The 22,867-nt window shown below is 66.3% G+C and carries 20 protein-coding genes and 1 pseudogene; 5 read left to right on the top strand and 16 right to left on the bottom strand.

The genetic code is table 11. The annotated features are described in order from the left end of the window. Positions 1 to 152: 152 nt before the first annotated feature. The 3 genes and pseudogenes from ACNA0R_RS18800 to ACNA0R_RS18790 form a co-directional block, all read right to left on the bottom strand. A pseudogene (locus ACNA0R_RS18800) lies at positions 153 to 446 on the bottom strand (hypothetical protein); the annotation flags it as partial. Between the two features lies 1 nt (position 447). After that, on the bottom strand, positions 448 to 842 hold a 395-nt coding region (locus tag ACNA0R_RS18795; protein WP_415827562.1), incomplete at its 3' end, for a TRAP transporter small permease subunit. 10 nt (positions 843 to 852) lie between these two features. Continuing rightward, positions 853 to 1,956, bottom strand: coding sequence for a TRAP transporter substrate-binding protein (locus tag ACNA0R_RS18790; protein ID WP_415827561.1), 1,104 nt, complete (start codon positions 1,954 to 1,956; stop codon positions 853 to 855). 429 nt (positions 1,957 to 2,385) lie between these two features. Between ACNA0R_RS18790 and ACNA0R_RS18785 the strand changes: the two genes are divergently transcribed. Then, positions 2,386 to 3,282: a LysR family transcriptional regulator gene (locus ACNA0R_RS18785; protein WP_415827560.1), complete on the top strand. Its 897-nt coding sequence runs from the start codon at positions 2,386 to 2,388 to the stop codon at positions 3,280 to 3,282. 98 nt (positions 3,283 to 3,380) lie between these two features. Here ACNA0R_RS18785 and ACNA0R_RS18780 read toward each other — a convergent pair whose 3' ends face one another. From ACNA0R_RS18780 to urtA, 11 genes are all read right to left on the bottom strand, one after another. Next, positions 3,381 to 4,331, bottom strand: a complete 951-nt coding sequence (locus ACNA0R_RS18780) for a PDR/VanB family oxidoreductase (protein ID WP_415827559.1) — start codon at positions 4,329 to 4,331, stop codon at positions 3,381 to 3,383. A gap of 26 nt (positions 4,332 to 4,357) precedes the next feature. After that, the gene (locus tag ACNA0R_RS18775) at positions 4,358 to 5,326 is read right to left on the bottom strand and encodes a Bug family tripartite tricarboxylate transporter substrate binding protein (RefSeq protein WP_415827558.1); all 969 of its coding nucleotides are present in this window, start codon (positions 5,324 to 5,326) and stop codon (positions 4,358 to 4,360) included. 57 nt (positions 5,327 to 5,383) lie between these two features. Beyond that, positions 5,384 to 6,718 (bottom strand): Rieske 2Fe-2S domain-containing protein, encoded by a 1,335-nt coding sequence (locus tag ACNA0R_RS18770; RefSeq protein WP_415827557.1) that lies wholly within the window; start codon positions 6,716 to 6,718, stop codon positions 5,384 to 5,386. A gap of 44 nt (positions 6,719 to 6,762) precedes the next feature. Further along, the gene (locus ACNA0R_RS18765) at positions 6,763 to 7,551 is read right to left on the bottom strand and encodes a hydroxypyruvate isomerase family protein (RefSeq protein WP_415827556.1); all 789 of its coding nucleotides are present in this window, start codon (positions 7,549 to 7,551) and stop codon (positions 6,763 to 6,765) included. Positions 7,552 to 7,720: 169 nt separating this feature from the next. After that, entirely contained in the window at positions 7,721 to 8,053 is a 333-nt protein-coding gene (locus tag ACNA0R_RS18760) for an FmdB family zinc ribbon protein (protein WP_415827555.1), read from the bottom strand. A 16-nt stretch (positions 8,054 to 8,069) separates the two neighbouring features. Further along, on the bottom strand, positions 8,070 to 9,299 hold the full coding sequence (fmdA, locus tag ACNA0R_RS18755) for a formamidase (RefSeq protein ID WP_415827554.1): 1,230 nt from the start codon (positions 9,297 to 9,299) through the stop codon (positions 8,070 to 8,072). 18 nt (positions 9,300 to 9,317) lie between these two features. Then, positions 9,318 to 10,010: an urea ABC transporter ATP-binding subunit UrtE gene (gene urtE, locus ACNA0R_RS18750; protein ID WP_415827553.1), complete on the bottom strand. Its 693-nt coding sequence runs from the start codon at positions 10,008 to 10,010 to the stop codon at positions 9,318 to 9,320. A 17-nt stretch (positions 10,011 to 10,027) separates the two neighbouring features. Further along, positions 10,028 to 10,801, bottom strand: a complete 774-nt coding sequence (gene urtD / locus ACNA0R_RS18745; RefSeq protein ID WP_415827552.1) for an urea ABC transporter ATP-binding protein UrtD — start codon at positions 10,799 to 10,801, stop codon at positions 10,028 to 10,030. After that, positions 10,798 to 11,958, bottom strand: a complete 1,161-nt coding sequence (gene urtC / locus ACNA0R_RS18740; protein ID WP_415827551.1) for an urea ABC transporter permease subunit UrtC — start codon at positions 11,956 to 11,958, stop codon at positions 10,798 to 10,800. Before urtC ends, urtD begins: the two co-directional genes overlap by 4 nt. Before the next feature lie 18 nt (positions 11,959 to 11,976). Continuing rightward, positions 11,977 to 12,894 carry an urea ABC transporter permease subunit UrtB gene (gene urtB, locus ACNA0R_RS18735; RefSeq protein WP_415827550.1) on the bottom strand — a complete coding sequence of 306 codons (918 nt, stop codon included), beginning with the start codon at positions 12,892 to 12,894 and terminating at the stop codon, positions 11,977 to 11,979. Between the two features lie 79 nt (positions 12,895 to 12,973). Continuing rightward, positions 12,974 to 14,236 carry an urea ABC transporter substrate-binding protein gene (gene urtA / locus ACNA0R_RS18730; RefSeq protein WP_415827549.1) on the bottom strand — a complete coding sequence of 421 codons (1,263 nt, stop codon included), beginning with the start codon at positions 14,234 to 14,236 and terminating at the stop codon, positions 12,974 to 12,976. A gap of 202 nt (positions 14,237 to 14,438) precedes the next feature. Here urtA and ACNA0R_RS18725 point away from each other — a divergent pair, with 202 nt between their 5' ends. Together ACNA0R_RS18725 and ACNA0R_RS18720 are read left to right on the top strand one after the other, a co-directional pair. Beyond that, entirely contained in the window at positions 14,439 to 17,834 is a 3,396-nt protein-coding gene (locus ACNA0R_RS18725) for an ATP-binding protein (RefSeq protein WP_415827548.1), read from the top strand. After that, positions 17,815 to 18,759 (top strand): response regulator, encoded by a 945-nt coding sequence (locus ACNA0R_RS18720; protein ID WP_415827547.1) that lies wholly within the window; start codon positions 17,815 to 17,817, stop codon positions 18,757 to 18,759. Before ACNA0R_RS18725 ends, ACNA0R_RS18720 begins: the two co-directional genes overlap by 20 nt. A gap of 92 nt (positions 18,760 to 18,851) precedes the next feature. Here ACNA0R_RS18720 and ACNA0R_RS18715 read toward each other — a convergent pair whose 3' ends face one another. Beyond that, on the bottom strand, positions 18,852 to 19,601 hold the full coding sequence (locus tag ACNA0R_RS18715; protein ID WP_415827546.1) for an SDR family oxidoreductase: 750 nt from the start codon (positions 19,599 to 19,601) through the stop codon (positions 18,852 to 18,854). Between the two features lie 169 nt (positions 19,602 to 19,770). Between ACNA0R_RS18715 and ACNA0R_RS18710 the strand changes: the two genes are divergently transcribed. After that, the gene (locus ACNA0R_RS18710; protein WP_415827545.1) at positions 19,771 to 20,679 is read left to right on the top strand and encodes a LysR family transcriptional regulator; all 909 of its coding nucleotides are present in this window, start codon (positions 19,771 to 19,773) and stop codon (positions 20,677 to 20,679) included. Positions 20,680 to 20,722: 43 nt separating this feature from the next. Here the strand turns inward: ACNA0R_RS18710 and ACNA0R_RS18705 are convergent, their stop codons facing one another. After that, a complete protein-coding gene (locus ACNA0R_RS18705) occupies positions 20,723 to 21,439 on the bottom strand; it encodes an ArsR/SmtB family transcription factor (protein ID WP_415827544.1) in 717 nt (238 codons plus the stop codon). Between the two features lie 75 nt (positions 21,440 to 21,514). Between ACNA0R_RS18705 and ACNA0R_RS18700 the strand changes: the two genes are divergently transcribed. Continuing rightward, positions 21,515 to 22,795 carry an MFS transporter gene (locus ACNA0R_RS18700; RefSeq protein WP_415827543.1) on the top strand — a complete coding sequence of 427 codons (1,281 nt, stop codon included), beginning with the start codon at positions 21,515 to 21,517 and terminating at the stop codon, positions 22,793 to 22,795. Positions 22,796 to 22,867 lie beyond the last annotated feature (72 nt).

Here is a 22,867-nt window from a genome sequence, read left to right as displayed (position 1 = left end):
GCGCGGGCGTGAGCAGGCCCAGCTCGATGCCGATCAGGCCGTACAGGATGCCGTTGGCCGCCAGCGCGAAGGCGACCGGAAAGCCCAGCAGCAGGAACACCACCAGGGTGGCGAACATGATNGGGGCGAGGTTGGCGATGAGGAATTCCATCTCAGCGCCCCCCGTCGCGGGTGTCGTTCGGGCCGGAGCCGCCGGGAGCGCTGGAAGCGCTGGATGCGCCAGACGCCGCGGCCGCCTCCGCCAATGCCGCGGCTTCGCGGGCCTGGGCCTCGCGGGCGATTTCCTCGGCCAGCGCTTCTTCGGCCGAACGCGCGCCCTCGCGCTTCATCGGATCCTCGCAGCGCCCCAGCAGAAAGCCCACGCACTTGATCAGGTGCGACAGCCCCGCCAGCACCAGCAGCGCGAAACCCGCCGGGATCAGCAGCTTGACCGGCCAGCGCACCAGNCCGCCGGAATTCGACGACTGCTCGTTCGTCACCCACGAGTCGACGAACACCGGCCAGGACAAGGCCAGTATCAGCACGCAGGCCGGCAGCAGAAAGAACACCACGCCGAAGATCTCGATCCAGATCTGCTTGCGCCGCGGCAGGCGCGAGGACAGGATGTCCACGCGCACATGCTCGTTCTTCAGCAGCGTATAGCCCGAGGCCAGCAGGAACATGGCCCCGAACATATACCACTGCAGCTCCAGCCACGCATTCGAGCTGGTGTGCAGGACCTTGCGCACCACCGCGTTGCCCGCGCTGACCAGTACCACCAGCAGCGTCACCCAGGTGACCGCGCGGCCCACGCGCAGGTTTATCGCGTCGATCAGACGCGACAAGACAAGTAATGATTTCATCGCTGCTCGCTTACTTGCCGCCGGCGTTGCGTCCTATCGTGCCCATGTAGCCGTCGAAGCTGCCGTCCGCCACGCGGAACCAGGGGATTTCGTTGTCGCGGAAGGCGACCATGCTGTCGTAAAGCTTCTTGAACATGGGGCTCTTCGCGCTCATTTCCGCGTAGACCTTCAGCGACTCGGCATAGCAGGCGTCCATCACCGACTTGGGGAAGGCGCGCAGTTGCGCGCCATTGGCGATCAGACGGCGCAGCGCGGCGGGATTCTCCGCGTCGTACTTGGCGATCATGTCGTTGGTCGCCGCGGCGGATGCCTGCTCCAGCACGGCCTGGTAGTGCTTGGGCAGCTTGTTGTAGGCCTCCTGGTTGACGTACAGCGAGACCTGCAGCGTGCCTTCCCACCAGCCCGGAAAGTAATAGTATTTGGCGACCTTGTTGAAACCCAGCTTTTCGTCGTCGTACGGGCCGATCCACTCGGCGCCGTCGATGGTGCCCTTCTCCAGCGCGGGATAGATATCGCCGCCGGCGATCTGCTGGGGCACCACGCCCAGGCGCGACAGCACCGCGCCCGCGAACGCGCTCATGCGGAACTTCAGGCCCTTCAGGTCGTCGACCGACTTGATTTCGTTGCGGAACCAGCCGCCCATCTGGGTCCCGGTATAACCGCACGGGAAATTGACGACGTTATAGGTCTTGAACAGCTCGCGCAGCAGCTTCAGGCCGTCGCCGTGGCGCATCCAGGCGTTCATCTGGCGCGTGTTCAGGCCGAAGGGCACGGCGGCGTCGAAGCTCAGGGCCGGGTCCTTGCCGAAGTAGTAATACGAAGCGCTGTGCCCGCATTCGACCGTGCCGTTCTGCACGCCGTCCAGCACTTGCAGCGCCGGCACGATCTCGCCGGCGGGGAAAGCGCGGATGTTGAACTTGCCGCCCGTGGCTTCGCCCACGTACTTCGCCAGGTTCTCACCGCCGCTGTAGATGGCGTCGGCGCTGCGCGGAAAGCTGGAGGCCAGCCGCCAGTTGATGGCCGGGGATTCCTGGGCGAAAACGGGGGAAGCGAGGGTGGCGCCACCGGCGGCGGCGCCCAGGGTGGCCTTTTTGAGGAAGGAACGGCGTTGCATCGAGGATGTCTCCCGGGTGTAGGAATAAATGGTTTCGCGGCGCTGTCCGGATAGGACGGGCGCGATTAAGAATTATGGGTAACGGCTTTCAGAAAGCCGTCATTTGGGCCGACATCTTAAGGGGGAACCCGCATGGTGGGGCCTGCGGATAACCCTTAACGATTGTTACGGCGGCACCGGAATGGTGCATCGATGCGCGTCGGTCACCGGCTTGGAAAGGCAGCCCGCGCCGCCGGCCATGGAATATCGAAGATCGGTTGCGCCGCCGTGGCGGGCTGCATCAGCTGGCAGAACATTCCCGGCTCCGCCGGCCTTCGCGGATTTGGCTCGGTAGTTCCACGTCTTGCTCCGCTTCGCAGGGATGGCATGCTTGCGGCACGCCGTCGTTCGTCGGCAGGCCCCTGTAGCCAAACTGGACGCGCATCGCCCATGAATATCACGATCAAACAGTTGCGGGCCTTCATCAATGTCGTCAACGCCGGCAGCTTCACAGCGGCGGCGAAGCGCATGTACGTCACGCAATCGGCCCTGAGCCTGCTACTGCGCGACCTGGAGGCCGAACTGGGCTTTCGCCTGCTCGACCGCAACAGCCGCCGCATGCAGCTTTCCACGATGGGCGCGGAGTTCTATCCCCTGGCCGTCAAGGTGGTCGACGATCTGGACATCGCCGTCAACAGCACGCTGCAGCTGCATGAAAGGCAACGCGGCAGCGTGGTGGTCGCCTGTACCCTGCTGTACGGCCAGGCGCTGATGCCGCAGATCCTCGCGGCCTTCGCCGAGCAGTACCCCGCCATCACGGTACGCATGCTGGATTCGCCGAACGAACAGGTGCTGGCCCGCGTCGCCGCGGACGAGGCCGACTTCGGCGTGGCGCCGCAACGCCCCACGCCCGCCGGCCTGGCCCAGGAGCGCCTGTTCCAGGACCGCATCCACCTGATCTGCCCACAGGATCACCCGCTGGCGAGACGCAAGCGCGTGACCTGGACCCAGGCGCTGGCCTATCCCTTCATCTCCCTGCCACTGGACTACACCGTGCGCCTGCAGGCCGACCTGCTGGCCTGGTCGAAGTCGCTGACCCTCAATCCTCGTCATTCGGTTTCCTACCTGACGACCGCGCTGGGCATGGTGAAGTGGGGCCATGGCCTGACGGCCCTGCCCTCCTATTCGACGCCCCTGCTCGCGGCGTACGGCCTCGCCGGCGTAGCGGTGCGCGACCCTGTCATCCATCGGCAGATTTCCTTGTTCACGAAGCGCAGCCGCAGCCTGTCGCCGGCGGCGGCCAGCCTGATCGACTTCATGCATGCCTTCATGGCGCAAGCCGCATAGGGATCCGGCCGGCGAGCCGGCGTCCGCCCTGTCGGCCACGAGGCGGCTGGCGGCAGGGAACGCACCGGCGCCGGGTGATGGATGGCGCGCCCGCCACGCTACAGATCCAGCACCAGCTCCGCATCGAGGCTGCCCGAGCAGCAGATCATCATGCTGGCGCCGGCCGCCTTTTCGGTCGCGCTCAGGACCTGGTCGCGGTGATCGGGACGGCCACTCAGAACGGCCGTCTCGCAACTGCCGCACACGCCCTGACGGCAGGCATGCGGCGGCTGCTCGCCGGCTTCCAGCAGTGCTTCGAGAATGCTCTGGCCTGTCCTAACCTGTACCGTGCGGCCGCTGCGCGCCAGGCGCACGGTGTAGCCGCCTTCGGTCGAGGCGGCCTCCGCCGCGCCGAACCGTTCCAGGTGTACCCGTGCCGGCGGCAGCGCGGCGGCATGCGTCTGGAACGCCCGCAGCATGGGCGCCGGACCGCAGCAATAGACATGGGCGTCGGCCGGCAACGCCGCCAGCGTGGCCGCGATATCGAGCCGCCGGGGCGCCGGACCCGCGTCGAAATAGGTTCGCACGCGCGGATCGACGCGCAGTTCTTCCAGGTAGGCGGCCGCGGCGGGATGGCGGGCGCAGTAGTGCAGCTCCCAGCGCCGGCCCAAGGTTTCCAGGCGGCGGATCATGCACCGTATGGGCGTAATGCCTATCCCACCCGCGATCAGTACCGACGCCGGCGCATTCTCATCCAGTTCGAACAGATTGCGCGGCGGGTCCGCCGGCAACACCTGGCCCACTCGCGCGGTGTCGTGCAGGTAGCGCGATCCGCCGCGGCTGCGCGCGTCGCGATTGACCGCGATGACGTAGCGGTGGCGCTCTTCGGGGCAATTGGTCAGCGAATAGCTGCGCGACACACCGCCCGGCAAATGCACCGTAACGTGGGCGCCGGCGGTAAAGGCGGGCAATTCCCCACCGGCCTCGTCGATCAATTCGTAGCTGTGTATGCCGTCGGCTTCCCGCGCGATGGCGCGTATGCGCAGGTTCAATCGTCGATTCATCGTCATGCTCGTCGCGCACGTATCGACGCGGGTCAGCCCGCCTTGATGCCGGCGGCGCGGGCGACGCGCCCCCATTTGTCGTATTCCGACAGGAAGAAAGCGCGGAAAGCGTCGGCCGAGCCGCCGGCCACCTCGGCGCCCTGCGCGACCAGTTCCTTGCGCAGCGCCGCGTCGGCCAGCACCTGATCGGTCACCCGGGAGAGCCGGGCCACCAGGTCGGGCGGCATGCCGGCCGGCCCCAGCAGGCCGAACCACGTGCCTGCCTCGAAGTCCTTGACGCCGGCTTCCTGCATGGTAGGGACGTTGGGCATCAGTTCCGAGCGCTGTCCCAGCGTGATGGCCAGCGCGTCCAGCTTGCCTGCCTGCACCTGCGGCAGCGCGGACACCAGCACATCGAACATCACGTTCACCTGGCCGCCGACGACGTCGACCAGTCCCGGTGCGCTGCCCTTGTACGGCACGTGCACCATGTCGACCCCGGTCAGGGATTTGAACAATTCCCCTGCCAGGTGTCCCGCGCTACCCGTTCCGAAGGATGCATAGGTGATCTTGCCGGGGTTCTTTTTGGCGGCATCGATCAGGTCCTGCACGCTCTTGAAGCCGAGTTTGGGATTGGCCACCAGCACCAGGGGCGCCTTGGCGACGAGCTTGATGGGCGTGAAGGCCCGCACGGGATCGTAGGGCATCTTGGCGTACGCGTGCGGCGTGACCGCCAGCGGCCCCGCGGCGCTGAACAGCAACGTATAGCCGTCGGCCGGCGCCTTGGCCACCAGATCCTGGCCTATCATGCCGCCCGCGCCGGCGCGGTTTTCCACCACGACGGGCTGGCCCAGGCGTTCCGTCAGCCCCTTGGCGATCAGGCGCGCGGTGCTGTCCGTGGAGCCGCCGGCCGCGTAAGGCACGATCAGCCTGATGGGCTTGTCGGGATAGCCGGCCGCGCCGGCACAGGCGACGAAGGCCAGCGCGAAGGCGGCGCACAGACCGCGTATCGGGGTTTTCATAATGTCTCCTCGGGTGGCTGTATTGCGGCGCCTCTGCGGGCGCTCGCGGAAACGCGGTCAGGCGTGGGCTTCGTCGAGGCGTCCGTCCACGTGGCCGTCCACGTGACCGATAACACTGCCGAAGCGCTCCTGCATGATCTCCTCGAAGGACCGGCCCTGCGCGGCGATCCAGCTGCCCGAACGGAGGCGGTAGGCGTCGTGGCGCCAAGGCGCCCGCGGTTCCGTTCCCTGGGCCAGCGCACGCGCGCCGGCCAGCAGAGTACGGCGCAACCGCACGATGGCCGCGTCGGTGGCCGTCAGGTGTTCGCGCGTGCGGTCGGCGATGCGGCCCTGGCTTTCCTGGATCATCGCGTCCTGCTCGGCTACGCCGCGGACCCCGGTGTAGGTCTTGTGCTTCTGTTCCTGGCGATCGATAAGGTAGCCGTTGGACAGGTTGCGCAATGGTATGAAGTCATCGTCCACCTCGGCGACCACGCCGTGGCCGCGCTTCAGCTGCGCGATTTCCTCCTCGGTCAGGTCCCGCTCGGGATTCCAGACATAGGTGTAGATCCAGCAGGTATGATCGTCGATCGGCACGAAGGTGTAGCCGAAATAGTTCTCGCCGGGCAGTGTCGACGGCGTGGTGCTGTGCGACGGCAGCGCGAATTGCGCGGTGCGCCAATAGATATCCTGTCCATCGGCGCGGCGCGCCCCGCCCACGACGAAACCAACCTCGTGATCCAGGATGGAGAACTGGGGCATGGGATCCCGGCGGATCCACGCCAGGCGCTTTTCGTCGGCTGGCGCATCGGCATTCTCGTTGGACGGCACGCTGGGCGCCGGCATGTGCAGGAACGAGAAGTGCGACGTATCCAGCGCGCCTTCCAATGCCTGCGCCCAGTTGCATTCCTGGCGTTTCTTTGTCACATAGCGGCGGCTGGCCGGCAGCGTCCCGAACTCCAACCGCGGCACTTCGGGCAATTTGCCGTCCGCGGCCGGTGGACCCATATAGGCCCAGACGATCTCGCCGAACTCCCTGGTCGGGTAGGCCTTGATGGACATCGTGCGGTGGTAATTCGAATCCGGCGGCACGTTGGGCAGGTCGACGGCCCTGCCGTCCACGCCGAACTTCCAGCCATGGAAGACGCAGCGCAGGCCGCAGTCTTCATTGCGCCCGTAATACAGGTCCGCGCCGCGGTGCGGACAGACGGGTTCCACCAACCCGACGCGCCCTTGCGTATCGCGGAAGGCGAGCAGCTTCTCGCCCAGTATCTGTACGCGCACGGGAGGCCCATCCGGCTCGGGCAGCTCGCGCGACAGCGCGACGGGCTGCCAGTAGCGGCGAAAGTACTGCCCCATGGCGCGGTCGGGTCCGGTGAGCGTCAGCAGGTCGTTATCGGCGGCGGTCAGCATGGTTCGTGTATCGCGGTGGGTTGATCGTCGGCGGCGGGCGGGGATCAGGAAGGCCGGCGTATGCCGTAGGGCGCGCCCCATTCCAGGCAGTCGTCCGTGGGGCCGCTGGGCTCGAACTCGCAGCCCACCCAGCGGTCCCAGCCCAGCTGCTCCAGCTGCGCGAAGAAGAACGGGAAATGGATCTCGCCCGGACCGGGCTCATGGCGGCCGGGTGCGTTGCCGATCTGGACATGGCCGATATGCGGCCACGCCGCGCGCAGTGTATTGGTCAGGTTGCCCTCTTCCATCTGCACATGGAAGGTGTCGAAGCACAGCTTCACATTGGGCCGGCCCAGCGCTTCGATCAGCGCCACGCCTTCCGCGATACGGCTGTAGAAATAATCGGGGAAACGCGCGCGGCAGCAGGGCTCCAGGATCAACGTCAGCCCTTCGCTCGCCAGGATCGGCGCGGCGTGGTCGAGGTTGCGCAGCAACGTGTCCCGGCAGCGCGCGCGGTCCGTTCCAGGGGGTATGTTGCCCGCCATCGCGTGGATCATGGGCTTGCCCACTTTCACGGCATAGGCCACGGCGGTATCCACGCTACGCCGGAATTCGTCCTCGCGTCCCGGCAACGCGGCGATGCCGCGTTCGCCGGCGGCCCAGTCGCAAGGCGTCAGCACCTGCACCAGGCGCAGCGCGTTCTCGCCCAGCAGGTCGGCGATCTGGCCGGCGGGGTATTCGTACGGAAAGGCCACCTCGACACCCTGGAAGCCCGCGCGGGCGGCGGCGCCGTACCGCTCCAGCATGGGCAGCTCGGTGTACATCCATCGAAGATTGGGATCGAAACGCAGCATCGTCGCGGCCTCCTTGCGCGCTCCCTCGGTGGCGGGGAATACGCGGTACTGTAGGGAGGCCGCGCGGCCGGATCAATCCAGTTCCTCCAATCCTTGGATGAGGAAAGCTTATGGATGCGCCGGGCGGAGGCTGCTCCGCCCGGCGGTCCTGCAGGCGGCGCGGGGCGGCTCAGTGGCTGATCATCCAGGGCCGGCTGTTGGCGAAGGTCTTGCCGCCGTCCGCGGTCTTGCGCGTCTTGCCGGCGGTTCTGCCCGCGCCGCAGCATCCGCAGTTCATGCCGTGCCCGCCGCGCGTGCTGCGGGGTTCGCTGGCGTTGCGTTCGTTCATGGCATGGGCGCGGTTCACCGCGGATGACAAGGCGCCCAGGGCCGGGGCGCCCGCAAGGATGCGGTCACAGCCGGCGCCGCATTCCGGGCAGGGCGAAGGATCGCGCCACTGCGCCAGGGGCCGCATGGCGGTGAAATCGCCGCATTGCCCGCAGGAATAGTCATACAAGGGCATGGCGCTCTCCCGGGCGTTACAGGTCTGGCGACAAAGGCATATCGACGCCGCCGCTGATGGCCTTCACCGGACCGTTGGCGGACGGCTGGATGTCGAACTCGAAGATCTCGGTCGGCAGCCACAGCGTGGCGCAGGCATTGGGAATATCCACCACGCCGCTGATATGTCCTTGCACCGGCGCCGTGCCCAGGATGGAATAGGCCTGGGCGCCGGAGTAGCCGAACTTCTTCAGGTATTCGATGGCGTTCAGGCAGGCCTGGCGATAGGCGATGTGCACGTCCAGGTAATGCTGGCCGCCGCCCTCGTCCACCGAAATGCCTTCGAAGATCAGGTAGTCCTTGTAGTTCGGCGTGATGGGGCTGGGCTTGAAGATGGGGTTCTTGATGCCGTACTTGGCCATGCCGCCCTTGATCAGCGACACGCGCATGTGGATCCAGCCCGCCATCTCGATGGCGCCGCAGAAGGTGATCTCGCCGTCGCCCTGCGAGAAGTGCAGGTCGCCGACCGACAGGCCGCCGCCCTTCACATAGACCGGAAAGAACACGCGCGATCCGCGCGACAGGTCCTTGATGTCGCAGTTGCCGCCATGCTCGCGCGGCGGCACGGTGCGGGCCCCTTCGGCGGCGGCCTTGTCGCGGCCGGCGCCCTGCAGCTTGCCCATGTGGGCGGTCTGCGGCGACGGCGGATTGGCCAGCGGCGGCACACGGGTGGGGTTGGTATCGATCAGCGCCTGTTCACGTTTGTTCCAGGTGTCCAGCATGGCCTGGTCGGGCAGGCAGCCGATCAGGCCGGGGTGGATCAGGCCGGCGAAGCGCACGCCGGGCACGTGGCGGGACTTGGTGAACATGCCCTCGAAGTCCCAGATGGATTTCTGCGCCTGGGGGAAATGCTCGGTCAGGAAACCGCCGCCGTTCTTTTTGCTGAAGAAACCGTTGAAGCCCCACAGGCTGTCCGGTTTGGCGCCGATGTCCAGGAAGTCGACCACCAGCAGGTCGCCGGGCTCAGCGCCCTCCACGCCGACCGGGCCGGACAGGAAATGCACCGTGGACAGGTCCACGTCGCGCACGTCGTCGGCGCTGTCGTCGTTCTTGATGGCGCCGCCGGTCCAGTCATAGGTCTCCAGCACGAAGTCGTCGCCCGGCTTGACCCAGGCGGCCATGGGAATGTCGGGGTGCCAGCGGTTGTGGATGTTCTCGTTCTCGTACGGCGACTGCGCAAGATCGACCTTGATCAGGGTTTCGGGCATGGCTTGCTCCTTTGGGTTCTACACGGACAAATAGCGGCTGATGGTCTGTTCGTCGACCTGGTCGCGCAGGTCTTCATGCACGAAACGGCCCTTGTCGATCACGATCAGGCGGTCGGCGATCTGCATGGTGAAGCTCAGCACCTGTTCGGACACGATGATGGCCAGGTCCTTGAGCTTGCGGATTTCCAGCAGCGTGCGGGCGATGTCCTTGATGATGGACGGCTGTATGCCTTCGGTCGGTTCGTCCAGCATCAGCACCTTGGGACCGGTGACCAGCGCCCGCGCGATCGCCAGCTGCTGTTGCTGGCCGCCGGAAAGATCGCCGCCGCGGCGGCGGCGCATCTCGTGCAGCACCGGAAACAGGGCGAAGACATCGTCGGGGATGGGGTCGCGCAGCGCCCTGCCCGGCAGGCCGGTGCGGATGTTCTCTTCCACCGTGAGCGTGGGAAAAATCATGCGGCCCTGCGGCACATAGGCGACGCCGTTGCGCACGCGCTGAAAGCTCTCCATGGCGGTCAGGTCCTTGCCGTCGACGCTCACCTTGCCCTGCATGGACGGCAGCACGCCCATCATGGTCTTGAACAGCGTGGTCTTGCCCATGCCGTTGCGGCCCATGATCGCCACGATCTCGCCCTTGGCGACGCTCAGGTCCACGCCGTGGATCACGCGGCTTTGCCCATACCCGGACACCAGGCCGGAAACGTTGAACATGCGGGTTCTCCAGACGGTCAGTGACCCAGATAGACTTCGATGACGCGCGGATCGGACTGCACTTTTTCCATCGGGCCTTCGGCCAGGACCTTGCCCTGGTGCAGCACCGTCACCTTGTGCGCGATGTTCTTGACGAACTCCATATCGTGTTCGATCACGATCATGGAGCGGTCGCGGCTGATGCGGTTCAGCAGTTCGGCGGTTTTCTCGCGCTCGGACACGCTCATGCCGGCGACCGGCTCGTCCAGCATCATCAGCTCGGGTTCCTGCATCAGCAGCATGCCGATCTCCAGCCATTGCTTCTGGCCGTGCGACAGCAGCTCGGCGGATTTCTCCAGCATGTCGGCCAGGAAGATGTCTTCCGCCACCTGCTCCACGCGCTCGATCACGTCGGGCGTGCGGCGAAAGGCCAGCGCGCCGAACACGCTGCGTCCGCGCGGGAAGGAGACTTCCAGGTTTTCCCGCACGGTCAGCGTTTCGTAGATGGACGGCGTCTGGAATTTGCGGCCGACGCCGGCGCGCACGATCTCGTGCTCCGCCATGCGCGTCAGCTCCGTATCCTTGAAGCGGATCGAGCCGGATGTGGCCTTGGTGCGGCCGCAGATCAGGTCCAATACCGTGGTCTTGCCGGCGCCGTTGGGGCCGATGACCACGCGCAGCTCGCCCTTGTCCACATACAGATTCAGGTCGTTCACGGCGACGAAGCCGTTGAAGGACACGGTCAGGCCTTCGACGTAGAGCGCGAACTCCTGGGCGCCGGCGGGACGGACATTCATCAGCGGCGGATTCATGCGGCCTCCGTGGGCGATGCGGTTTCAGGCGCGGACGGCGTCGCCGGTGCCGCGCGCAGCGTGCCGTCGGCGCCGCCCCGGCGGCCGAGGCGCGGCTGCACATAGCGGGTGTAGAGGCCCGCCAGGCCGTTGGGAAACGCCATGACCACCGCGATGAAGAGTCCCCCCATCAGGAATAGCCACAGCTGCGGGAAGCTCTCCGAAAAATAGCTTTTGCCGAAGTTCACCAGCAGCGTGCCGTAGACCGCGCCCAGCAGCGACAGCCGTCCGCCCACCGCGGCGAAGATCACCATCTCGATGGACGGCACGATGCCGACGAAGGACGGCGACATGAAACCGACCTGCAAGGTGAACATGGCTCCGCCGATGGCGGAAAACACCGCCGCCACGCAGAACACGAACACCTTGAAGCCGGCCACGTCATAGCCCGAGAACCGCACGCGTTCTTCCTTGTCGCGCATGGCCATCAGCAGCTTGCCCAGTTTGGATGACAGCAGGAAGCGGGCAAACAGCAGGCAGGCGAACAGCAGCACGCCGTTGACGAAGTACAGGATCACGCGCGCGGAGTCAGTACGGATGTCCCAGCCCAGCAGCGTCTTCAGGTCGGTGATGCCGTTGACGCCGCCGGTGAGCCCCTGCTGGCCGATGATCAGCACCGAAAGAATCAATGCGATGGCCTGCGTGACGATGGCGAAGTAGGTATCGCCGACACGGCGCTTGAACATCGCCACGCCGATGACCAGGGCCAGCAGCGCCGGAACGATGGGCACCGCGAACAGCGTGAATACGAAACTCTTGAACGGGATCCAGAACCACGGCAGCGACGTGATCTGGTTCCAGTCCATGAAGTCCGGAATGCCCGGCGTGGACTGGATCTTGGTGGCTTCCACCGTGGACGCCTCCAGCTTCAGGAACATGGCCATGCAATAGCCGCCGATGCCGAAGAAGACGCCCTGCCCCAGGCTCAGGATGCCGCCGTAGCCCCAGCACAGCACCAGGCCCAGCGCCACGAAGGCATAGGTCAGGTATTTGCCGACCAGGTTCAGCCGGAAGCCGTCCAGGGCCAGCGGGAACACGACGAAGATCAGCGCCGCCAGGATGGCCAGGCCGATGATGCCCTGGCGTCCGCCCAATACATTCTTGTAGATGAGTTTCACGTTCGATCTCCCGGCGGCCTACTTGCGGACCTTGATCGTGAACAGCCCTTGCGGACGCAGCATCAGGATGATGACCACGGCGGACAGGGTCAGCACCTTGGCCATGGAGCCCGTCATGAAGAACTCCGACACCGACTGCGTCTGGGCGATCACGAAGGCCGAGGCGATGGTGCCGTAGAGGCTCGCGGCGCCGCCGAAGACCACCGTCAGGAAGGTATCGACGATGTACAGCGAACCGCTGGTCGGCCCGGTCGAGCCTATGGTGGTAAAGGCCGCGCCGGCGATGCCGGCGATGCCGCAGCCGAGCGCGAAGGTCATGCGGTCGACCCGCTTGGTGTCTATGCCGACCGCGCCGCTCATCACGCGGTTCTGCACCGTGGCCCGCACGTGCAGGCCCCAGCTGGAGCGGAACAGCGCGAACAGCAGGGCCACGGTCAGGATCACGGTGATGGACATCACCACCAGGCCGTTGATCGGGATATCGACGCCGGCCAGCGGCTGTACCGATCCCATCAGCCAGTCCGGCAGGGTCGGGCTGACTTCGCGCGGCCCGAAGATGGAACGCAGTGCCTGCTGCATCACCAGCGACAGCCCCCAGGTGGCGAGCAGCGTGTCCAGCGGCCGGCGGTACAGGTGGCGGATCATCAGCCACTCCACCAGCCAGCCCAGCGCGAAGGTCGCCACGAAGGCCGCGGCGATCGCCACGAAAAAGTAATAGGGCATGGCGTCGGGCGCGTATTGCTGGGTCAGCTCCGAGAACAGATAGGTGGTGTAGGCGCCCACCGCCAGGAACTCGCCGTGCGCCATGTTGATGACGCCCATCTGCCCGAAGATGATGGCCAGTCCCAGCGCCATGAGCAGCAATACGCTGAACACCGACAGGCCGTTGAAGCCCTGCATCAGAAGGATGGCACCCAGGTCGGAGAAAGATTCCATGGCGGTGGCCCAATCGAAAAGGTGTTGGCGGCGTGCCGGCGCCGCCATGCGGAGGCATGGGCGGCGTGCCGATGGCGGCTTACTGATAGCCTTCGGGGAAGGGATCCGGCTTGATCAGGTCCGGCGTCTCGTACACCACGTCGAACTGGCCGTCCTTGCGGATCTGGCCCACGCGGGTCCGGCTCCACAGGTGATGGTTGGGATCGACCTTGACGTAGCCTTCCGGCGCCTGCTTGAACTCCAGGTTGGGCGAGGCGGCCACCACCTTGTCGACGTCGAAGCTCTGCGCCTTTTCCACCGCCATCTTCCACAGCCAGGGGCCCAGATAGGCGGCCTGTGTCACGTCGCCGATCACGGCGTTCGGTCCGTACTTGGCCTTGAAGGCGGCGACGAATTTCTTGTTGTTCTCGTTGTTCAGGCTCTGGAAGTACTTCATGCAGGACCAGAAGCCTTCGGCGTTTTCGCCGCCGATACCGAGCAGTTCGTCCTCCGTCACGGAAATGGTCAGCAGCTTCTGCTTCTGCGAGGTCACGCCGGCGGCTTTCAACTGCTTGTAGAAGGACACATTGCTGCCGCCGACCACGTCGGCGAACACCACGTCGGGTTTCTTCAGCTTGATCTTGTTGATCAGCGAACCGAACTGGGTGTGGCCCAGCGGGTAGTATTCCTCGCCCACTACCTCGCCCTTGAGCACGTTTTCGATGTGCTTGCGGGCGATCTTGTTGGACGTACGGGGCCAGATGTAGTCGGAGCCGACCAGGTAGAAGGTCTTGGCTTTCTTTTCCTTGGCCAGCCAGTTCAGGCTGGCCAGGATCTGCTGCGTGGCTTCCTGGCCGGTGTAGAAGACGTTCTTGGACTGCTCCAGGCCTTCGTAGAAGGTCGGGTAGTACAGCAGGCCGTTTTCTTTTTCGAACACCGGCAGCACCGCCTTGCGCGACGCGGACGTCCAGCAGCCGAACACCGTGGCCACCTTGTCGCTGACCAGCAGTTTGCGGGCTTTCTCGGCGAAGGTCGGCCAGTCGGAGGCGCCGTCCTCCTGGATGATCTTGATCTGGCGGCCCAGGATGCCGCCCATGGCGTTGATCTGCTCGATGGCCAGGCGCTCGGCCTGGATGGAGCCGGTTTCGCTGATGGCCATGGTGCCGGTCGCGGAGTGCAGCTGCCCCACGGTGACTTCCGTATCGGTGACCGCCAGGCCCGTGGTGTTGACGGCGGACGTCGCCGGTCCCGCGGCGCGGCCCAGGGCCGGGATGCCGATCAGCGGCAGCGCGGCCAGCGCCAGCGCCGCGCGGCGCCGCGAGGGCGACGCAAGGTCTTGTTCGTAGGGGGGTTTGCGGGACATCGGATGCTCCTTGCGGATGGATCGCTTCAGGGGAAACCCGATGCCGCCAACGCTATCGTGCGCCGCCGCAATCCGGGGGTTCGATGCGATACTAGGAGCCCGTGTCGCAGTGCAACATACGTTGATTGACGTAGTGGCTGTTACCTTCCCAGCAGGTACAAACACGGCATACGTCAATTGACGCATACCGGAGACCTTCAGCGTGGATGCAGGCGCACCTCAACGCATCGTCAAGATACGGCGCGACTACAACACCTGGGTGGCCAACGAAACCCTGGAAGACTACGCGCTGCGGTTCACGCCGCTTTCGTTTCGCCGATGGTCGGAGTTCCGCGTCGCCAATACGGCGATAGGCGCGCTGTCATTCCTGGCGCTGGAGGCCATCGGCGGCGCGCTCGCGCTGAACTACGGCTTCGTCAATGCGTTGTGGGCCATCCTGGCGGTCGCCGTCCTAGTGTTCTTCACCGGCCTGCCCATCGCCTATTACGCGGCGCGGCATGGGCTCGACATGGACCTGCTGACGCGCGGCGCGGGCTTCGGCTATATCGGCTCGACCATCACGTCGCTGATCTACGCGTCCTTCACCTTTATTTTTTTCGCGCTGGAAGCGGCCATCATGGCGCTGGCCATCGAAGTCTGCACCGGCCTGCCGCTGTGGCTGGGATACATGGCCTGCGCCATCGTCATCATTCCCTTGGTGACCTACGGGATCACATTGGTGAACCGCCTGCAATCGTGGACGCAGCCGGTGTGGGTGCTGCTGCTGGTGCTGCCTTATGCCTTCATCCTGTACAAGGACCCTGGCGCCTTGCAGGGCCTGATGGATTTCGCCGGCCGCCATGGCGGCGGCGCGGGCTTCGACCTGCTGATGTTCGGCGCCGGCGCCGCCGTCGCCGCGTCGCTGATCACGCAGATCGGCGAGCAGGTCGACTTCCTGCGCTTCCTGCCGGAGAAAACGCCCGCCAACCGGGTGCGCTGGTGGACCGCCCTGCTCTGCGCCGGACCGGGCTGGATCGTGCCCGGCGCGGCCAAGATGCTGGGCGGGGCCTTCCTGGCCTGGCTGGCGCTGGAACATGGCGTGCCGGCGGCCAAGGCGGCCGATCCCACCAAGATGTATTTGCACGCCTTCGGCTACGTCTTCTCGAACCCGGGGTTGGCGCTGGCCGCGATGACGCTCTTCGTCGTCATCTCGCAGGTGAAGATCAACGTCACCAACGCCTATGCGGGGTCGCTGGCGTGGTCGAATTTCTTCGCGCGCATCACGCACAGCCATCCCGGCCGCGTGGTGTGGCTGGTCTTCAATGTCCTGATCGCCATCGGCCTGATGGAGATGGGCGTGTTCGATGCGCTGGAACACGTGCTGGCGGTGTTCGCGCACGTGGCCATCGCCTGGATAGGTTCGCTGGTGGCGGACCTGGTGATCAACAAGCCGCTGGGGCTGAGCCCGCGCGGCATCGAGTTCCGGCGCGCTTATCTGTACGACATCAACCCCGTGGGCGTCGGCGGCATGCTGATTTCCATGGCGATCGCCTTTACCGCCTACAGCGGCGTGGCGGGCGCCACCGTCCAGGCGTTGTCGCCCTTCATCACGCTGCTGGCCGCTTTCATCGCGGCGCCGGCGATCGCCTGGGCCACGCGCGGTCGCTACTATCTGGCCCGCCAGCCGCAGGTCCTGCATGCCCATGGCGCGGGGCTGACCTGCGTGATCTGCGCCAAGCCCTTCGAAACCCAGGACATGGCGCACTGCCCGGCCTACAACGGCGCCATCTGCTCGCTGTGCTGCACGCTGGACGCGCGCTGCCAGGACCGCTGCAAGACCGGCTCGCGGCTGCAGGACCAGCTGGGCGCGGCGCTGCGGCGTATACTGCCGGGCGCCGCCACGCCGCTGTTCCATCATCGCCTGGCGCACTACCTGGTGGTCATCGGCATGATAGGCGGGCTATTCGCGGCCATCCTGTCCCTGATCTACTACCAGGAGGCCGTCACCTTCGGCCAGGTGGGCGCCGACACTACGGTGCTGCGGGCCACCTTCCTGAAGCTGTTCGCCGCGCTATTGCTGGTGGGCGGGGTCGCCGCGTGGTGGCTGGTGCTGACCAACGAGAGCCGCCAGGTGGCGCAGGAAGAGTCGGATCGCCAGACCAACCTGCTGCTGCACGAGATCGAAGCGCACCGCCAGACCGATGCGCAGTTGCAGCAGGCCAAGGAAGCCGCCGAGGCCGCCAACCTGGCCAAGAGCCGTTTCATGGGCGGCATGAGCCACGAACTGCGCGCGCCCCTGAACAGCATCCTGGGCTATGCGCAGATCCTGCAGCGCGATGCCGCCATCCCGCCCGGCCGGCGCGAGGCCATCGACGTGATTCATCGCAGCGGCAAGCACCTGATCGGCCTGATCGACGGGCTGCTGGACATCGCCCGTATCGAGGCCGGCAAGCTGCGCCTGGAAACCGCGGAACTGCGCCTGCCGGAGTTCCTGGACCAGATCGTCAAGATGTTCCAGCCGCAGACCGCGCTGAAAGGCTTGCGCTTCGAATACGAAGCCGCGCCCAACCTGCCCAAGATCGTCCACATCGACGAAAAGCGCCTGCGGCAGATACTGATCAACCTGATGAGCAATGCGGTCAAGTTCACCCGCGTCGGCCACGTCGCGCTGCGCGTGCGCTATGCCGCCGATATGGTGCAGATGGAGGTCGAGGATAGCGGCGCCGGGATTCCACCGGAAGACCTGGAGCGGATCTTCATGCCTTTCGAACGCAGCTGGGCGGCCGCGGACCAGGCCGATACCGGGACCGGGCTGGGCCTGACCATCTGCCGCATGCTGACCGGCATCATGGGCGGCGAGCTGACGGTACGCAGCGAGGTCGGCCGCGGCAGCGCCTTCACGCTCAAGCTGTTCCTGCCGGAGGTGCGATCGCCGCGCAGCGATATGCGTCCCGCGGGCGCCATCGTCGGCTACGCGGGCGAGCGCCGCGCGGTGCTGGTGGTGGACGACCAGCCCTCGCAGCGCCGTATCCTGCGCGACATGCTGCACCCGCTGGGCTTCGATGTGCTGGAAGCGGGCAATGGCCAGGAATGCCTGGCCTGCGTGCACACGCTGCGGCCGGCGCTGATCCTGATGGACGTTTCCATGCCCGGCCTGACGGGATGGGAGGTCTGCCGCCTGCTGCGCGACCAGGGCGTGGGCGTGCCGGTGATCATCGTTTCGGCGAACGCCTACGGCGTGGATCCGAAAGAGGCCGTGCAGTGCGGGCTGACCGACTGGCTGGTCAAGCCGGTGGTGCTGGACGAACTGCTGGCCAAGATCGGCCTGCACCTGCGGCTGGAGTGGATCGTGCGTCCCGCCGCGACGCCCGCCCCGCCCACCGTCGATGCGCTGCGCGGCGTGGCGCTGGACCGCGAGGACGCCGAGTCGCTGCTGGAACTGGGCGCGATGGGCTACATCAAGGGCATCTTCGCGCGGCTGGACGAAATCCGCCTCCGCGCGCCGCATACGGCGCCGCTCATCGATCACCTGGCCACGCTGGCGCAGGACTTCCGCCTGGCCGAGTACAACACCCTGCTCAAGGAACATCTACAGCATCATGCCGCCGCCGTCCGCTAACAATCTGGTCCTGCTCGTGGACGATACCCCGGACAATCTGAAGATGTTGTCCGAGGCGCTGGATCATGCCGGATACATGGTGATCGTCGCCACCGACGGCCATTCCGCGCTGGAACGGCTGGATTTCGTGGTGCCGGATATCGTGTTGCTGGACGCGGTGATGCCGGGCATGGACGGCTTCGAGACCTGCCGCCGCATCAAGGCGCATCCCACGGCCGGCCACGTTCCGGTGGTGTTCATGACAGGCCTGACCGAACCCGAAGACGTGGTGCGGGGCTTTCAGGCGGGGGGCATCGATTACGTGGTCAAGCCGCTGGACACGAACGTCGTGCTGGCGCGGCTGCAGGCGCACCTGCGCAATGCGCGCATGATGTCGGTGGCCATCAACGCCATGGATGCCGTGGCGAACGCGGTGGTGGTGCTGGACGATGCCGGCGGCGTCACGTGGAAGACGGCCAAGGCGCGGCTGTGGCTGGCGGAATTCTTCGGCGAAGACGACGGCGACGATCTGCCGGCGCCGCTGTCGGCGTGGGTGGCGCAGCATCTTGCGAGCGCCGCCACGTCGGCGGGCGGCGCGACGGCGGTCGCAGCGCCGGCCTTTTTGCGCCGCGGCGGCGAGCGCGAACTGCGCATACGCCTGACCGCCTCCCGCAAGGCCGGCGAACACGTCCTGCTGATGGACGAGCGCTGCGCGCCGCCCGCGCCGGCCTCATCCCTGGCGACGGCCTATCAACTGACCGCCCGCGAGCATGAAGTCCTGCTGTGGCTGGCCAAGGGCAAGACCAATCGGGACATCAGCGACATCCTCGGCATGAGCCCGCGCACGGTGAACAAGCACCTGGAACACGTGTACGTGAAGCTGGGCGTGGAGACGCGCGCCGCGGCCACGGCGCTGGTGCTGACCCATATGCATGGGCAGGCGTAGCGCGGCAGCGGCCGCACGACCGTATCGGCGTATCGGCGTATCGGCGTATCCGACCCATCGTCGCGCTACCGCGCCGGCGCGCCACGCGCCGGTCAAACCTGCGCCATGCCGCCGTCGACGAACAGTTCGATACCGTTGACGAAGCTGGACGCGTCGGAAGCCAGGAAGGCCACGGCCTTGCCGATTTCTTCCGGTTCGCCCAGCCGGCCCAGCGGCACCTGCGAGGCCAGGTAGTCGAACAGGCCCTGGCGTCCCTCATCGGGAACCAGGCCGCCCAGGCCCGGGGTGCGGACGGGGCCGGGGCTGACGACGTTGACGCGGATGCCGCGATCCTTCAGGTCCAGGGCCCAGGAGCGGGCGAAGTTGCGCACCGCCGCCTTGCTGGCGCTGTAGACGCTGAAGTTGGCCGTGCCCTTAACGGAGGTGGTGGAAGACGTCAGGATCACGGACGCCCCGTCCACCAGCAAGGGCAGCGCCTTCTGCACGGTAAACAGCACGCCGCGCACGTTGGTGCCGAAGATGCGGTCGAAGTGTTCTTCCGTGATCGCGCCCAGCGGCATCATGTCGCCGCCACCGGCGTTGGCGAACAGGACATCCAGCCGGCCGTCGGTCTTCGCGATCTGCGCGTAGACCGCGTCCAGGTCGGACAGCACGGATGCATCGGCGCGGAAGGCGGTGGCGGCCGGGCCGATGGCCGCGACGGCGGCGTCCAGTTCGGGCTGGCGGCGGCCGGTGATGAAGACGCGGGCGCCCTGCGCCGCCAGTTCCTGCGCGGCCGCCAGGCCGATGCCCGTGCTGCCGCCGGTCACCAGGGCGATCTTTCCGTTCAATTGCTTGCTCATGACTTGCTCCATTTCGAGGGATGTGGGGCGCCGGACCTCCGTTCGCTTCGCGGCGGTAGCCGTTGTTGGCGACCGGCTTGTCGTCCAGGCCATGGCGTCACTTTAGGCGTGCCCGATTTGTGGAACAATGGCGAACAATGAAATTACTATCCATACATATGGATAATCTATGGACCAACTTCTAGCCATACGCGCCTTCGCGCGCGTCGTGGAAGCGGGCAGTTTCACGCGCGCGGCCGACTCGATCGACATGCCCAATGCCATCCTGAGCAAACTGGTCCAGGACCTGGAAGCGCATCTGGGCGTCAAGCTGCTGCAGCGGACCACCCGCCGCGTCACCGTCACGCCGGAAGGCCAGGACTATTACGCCAAGACCGCGCGACTGATCAACGATCTTGAGGACATCGATGCCTCGTTCAACATCGCCCATGGCAAACCGCGCGGCCGCCTGCGCGTCGACGTGGGAGGATCCACCGCCCGCGACGTACTGATTCCGCTGCTGCCCGATTTCATCGGCCGGTTTCCGGAAATCCGCATCGACCTGGGTGTATCCGACCGTTCGGTGGATTTGATCGGCGACAACGTCGATTGCGTCATCCGCGGCGGCCGGATGAACAGCCCATCCCTGGTGGCGCGCCCCGTGGGCGAGGCGGCCATGATCACCTGCGCGGCGCGTGCATACCTGAAACAGTACGGCGTACCCGCCTATCCGGAAGAACTGAAGAACGGACACCGCGTGGTCAGCTATATCTCGACTCAGGACAACCGCGCCGTACCCCTGCGTTTCCTGCGCGATGGCGAAAAGACGGAAGTCAAGGTGGAGCAGCACGTAGGCGTCAATGAGAGCAACGCCCACCTGGCCGCCTGCATGGCCGGCCTGGGCATCATCCAGACTTTCACCTACGCCGCCGGTCCGGCGCTACGCAGCGGCGAGCTGGTGGAAATACTGAAAAAATGGCGCCCGGCGCCCTACCCCTTCCATGTCCTCTATCCCCGGAACCGCTATGTCGCGCGCCGCTTGCGGGTGTTCATCGACTGGCTGGTGGAAGTGTTTCCCGCCAGGCTGGCAGGAAGTTGAAGGTCGATAGACGTGGCGCTCAAATAGCGTCGACCTTGCCGCTTCACTCGAATCGCAAGGCCCGCTCGCCGCCGCGGGTCAGGCGCAGCGCGCGCGTATCGAGCTGCTTTTCCACCCACCGGCGAGCGATGAAATGGGCGAGCAGCGCATCGCCCAAGGCGCCGCCGATGTGCGGCCGGCGCGCGCTCCAGTCCAGGCAGGGATGGGCGAAGCTGCGCCGCGTGGTGTGGATGGCGTCGACGTCCATGCCGATCTGCCGCAAATAGTCGGCGCCCGCCGGCGTCAGGACATATTGCCCTTCCCGCGCGCGCAGATAGCCACGCGCCAGGAAGGCATCGTGGATGCGCACGGCGACCGTACCGGCCATGTGCTTGTAGCAGGTGCGCGCCTCGCGCAGCTCCGGCGGCGTGCCGGGCTTGTAGGGCGCCGCCTTCACGCCGGCGACCACCAGCAGCGCTTCGAGCGCGCCGGCGACTTCGCGGTTCGCCAGGCGGTAGTAGCGGTGCTTGCCTTGCGTGGCCTGCTCCAGCAGGCCCTGTTCGCGCAGCCGCGTGAAGTGGCTGCTGGCGGTGGACGCGCCGATTCCCGCCACCGCCGCCAGCTCGGTCGCCGTGCGCGCGCAGCCGTCGAGCAGGCTGCAAAGCATGCTGGCGCGCACCGGATCGCCGATCGCCGAGGCGACGGCGGCCAGCTGGCCGTCGGCCGTGGCCGCGCCGGGTGGCTGCGCCAGGCGCCCGGGCGCTTTGTCCGTGTATTCCATTATTCGCCCAATCCCGAAGTGTCGAATACGAGGCTTGAGCATACTGGGAGCCTTTCCATCCATGCAAGCGTAAACATGGCGACAGGCGCGGGCGCTACATATCATCCGTTCTTCGGCAGCAAGGTCGTCGCGGCCACCTTCGTGGTCGCGGTGTTCGGCTGGGGCGTGGGCTTTTACGGTCCGCCGGTGTATCTGCAGGATGTCCTGCGCCGCGGCGTCGCGGACGTAGCCATGGCGTCGGCGGCAGTCACCTTCCACTTCGTGCTCGGGGCTTTCGTCGTCGCGAACCTGCCGCGCCTGTACCGGCGCTTCGGCGTGCCGCGGATTACCGTGCTGGGCGCCGCGCTGCTGGCACTGGGCGTCCATGGCTGGGCGATTGCCGCGACGCCCGCGCAGCTGTTCGTCGCCGCGGCCTTCAGCGGCGCGGGCTGGGTGGCCATGGGCGCGGCGGCGGTCAATGCCTTGATCGCTCCCTGGTATGCGCTGCGTCGCCCCGCCGCCTTGGGCATGGCCTACAACGGCGCCAGCATGGGAGGCGTGCTGTTCTCGCCGTTATGGGTGCTGTTGATCGACCGCATGGGGTTCAGCGGCGCGGCCGCCGCGGTGGGCATCGTCATGGTCGCCATCGTTGCTTTCCTGTCGGGCGGCGTCTTCCGTCATACGCCGGCATCGAAAGGACAGCGGGTGGACGGTCTGGTCGAACCAGCCGCGACCACGGCGACCGCGGCGAACGGCGCGGAGACGACAGCCCCGCTGCCCCTCGCATCCGCATGGCGCGACCGCCGCTTCATCACGCTATGCGCCGGCATGGCCCTTGGACTCTTCGCGCAGATCGGCCTGATCGCGCATCTGTTTTCGATACTGGCGCCCGCCATGGGCGAACAGACGGCCGGCGCCGCGATGGGGCTTTGCACCGCCTGCGCCATCCTCGGCCGCTATGCCGTCGGCCGCCTGATGCCCGTGGACGCCGATCGCCGGCGCGTGGCCGCGCTGGCTTATGGCTTGCAAACGCTGGGCGTGCTGGTGCTGCTGGCCAGCGCCGCGCTGCGCGGCCACGGCTGGCCGGCCGATGCCCTGTGCTGGACCGGCCTGGTGCTGTTCGGCTCCGGCATCGGCAACGCCACGTCGCTTCCTCCCTTGATCGCCCAGGTCGACTTCCTGCCCGGCGACGCGCGGAAGGTCATTCCCTTGATCGTCGCCATATCGCAAGCGACCTACGCGTTCGCGCCCGCCGCGTTCGGGCTGCTACGCACGAACGGCGGCGTGACGGCCTTGTACTGCGTGGCGGCGCTGGCCCAGCTGGCGGCGATCGCCAGCCTGATGCTGGGCCGGCGGTTGGCACGACACACCTCATAGATAACGTTTATGGCGATATAAACGGCAGCTGTCGGCCTTTTCAGAAAATTCCATTAAAGTCGGACGCCGATA

It is taken from the genome of Bordetella sputigena, assembly GCF_965137885.1.
Lineage (GTDB): Bacteria > Pseudomonadota > Gammaproteobacteria > Burkholderiales > Burkholderiaceae_B > Bordetella_C > Bordetella_C sputigena.
Note: the sequence above shows the minus strand (reverse complement) of the source record. Positions and strands in the feature narration are given on the sequence as shown.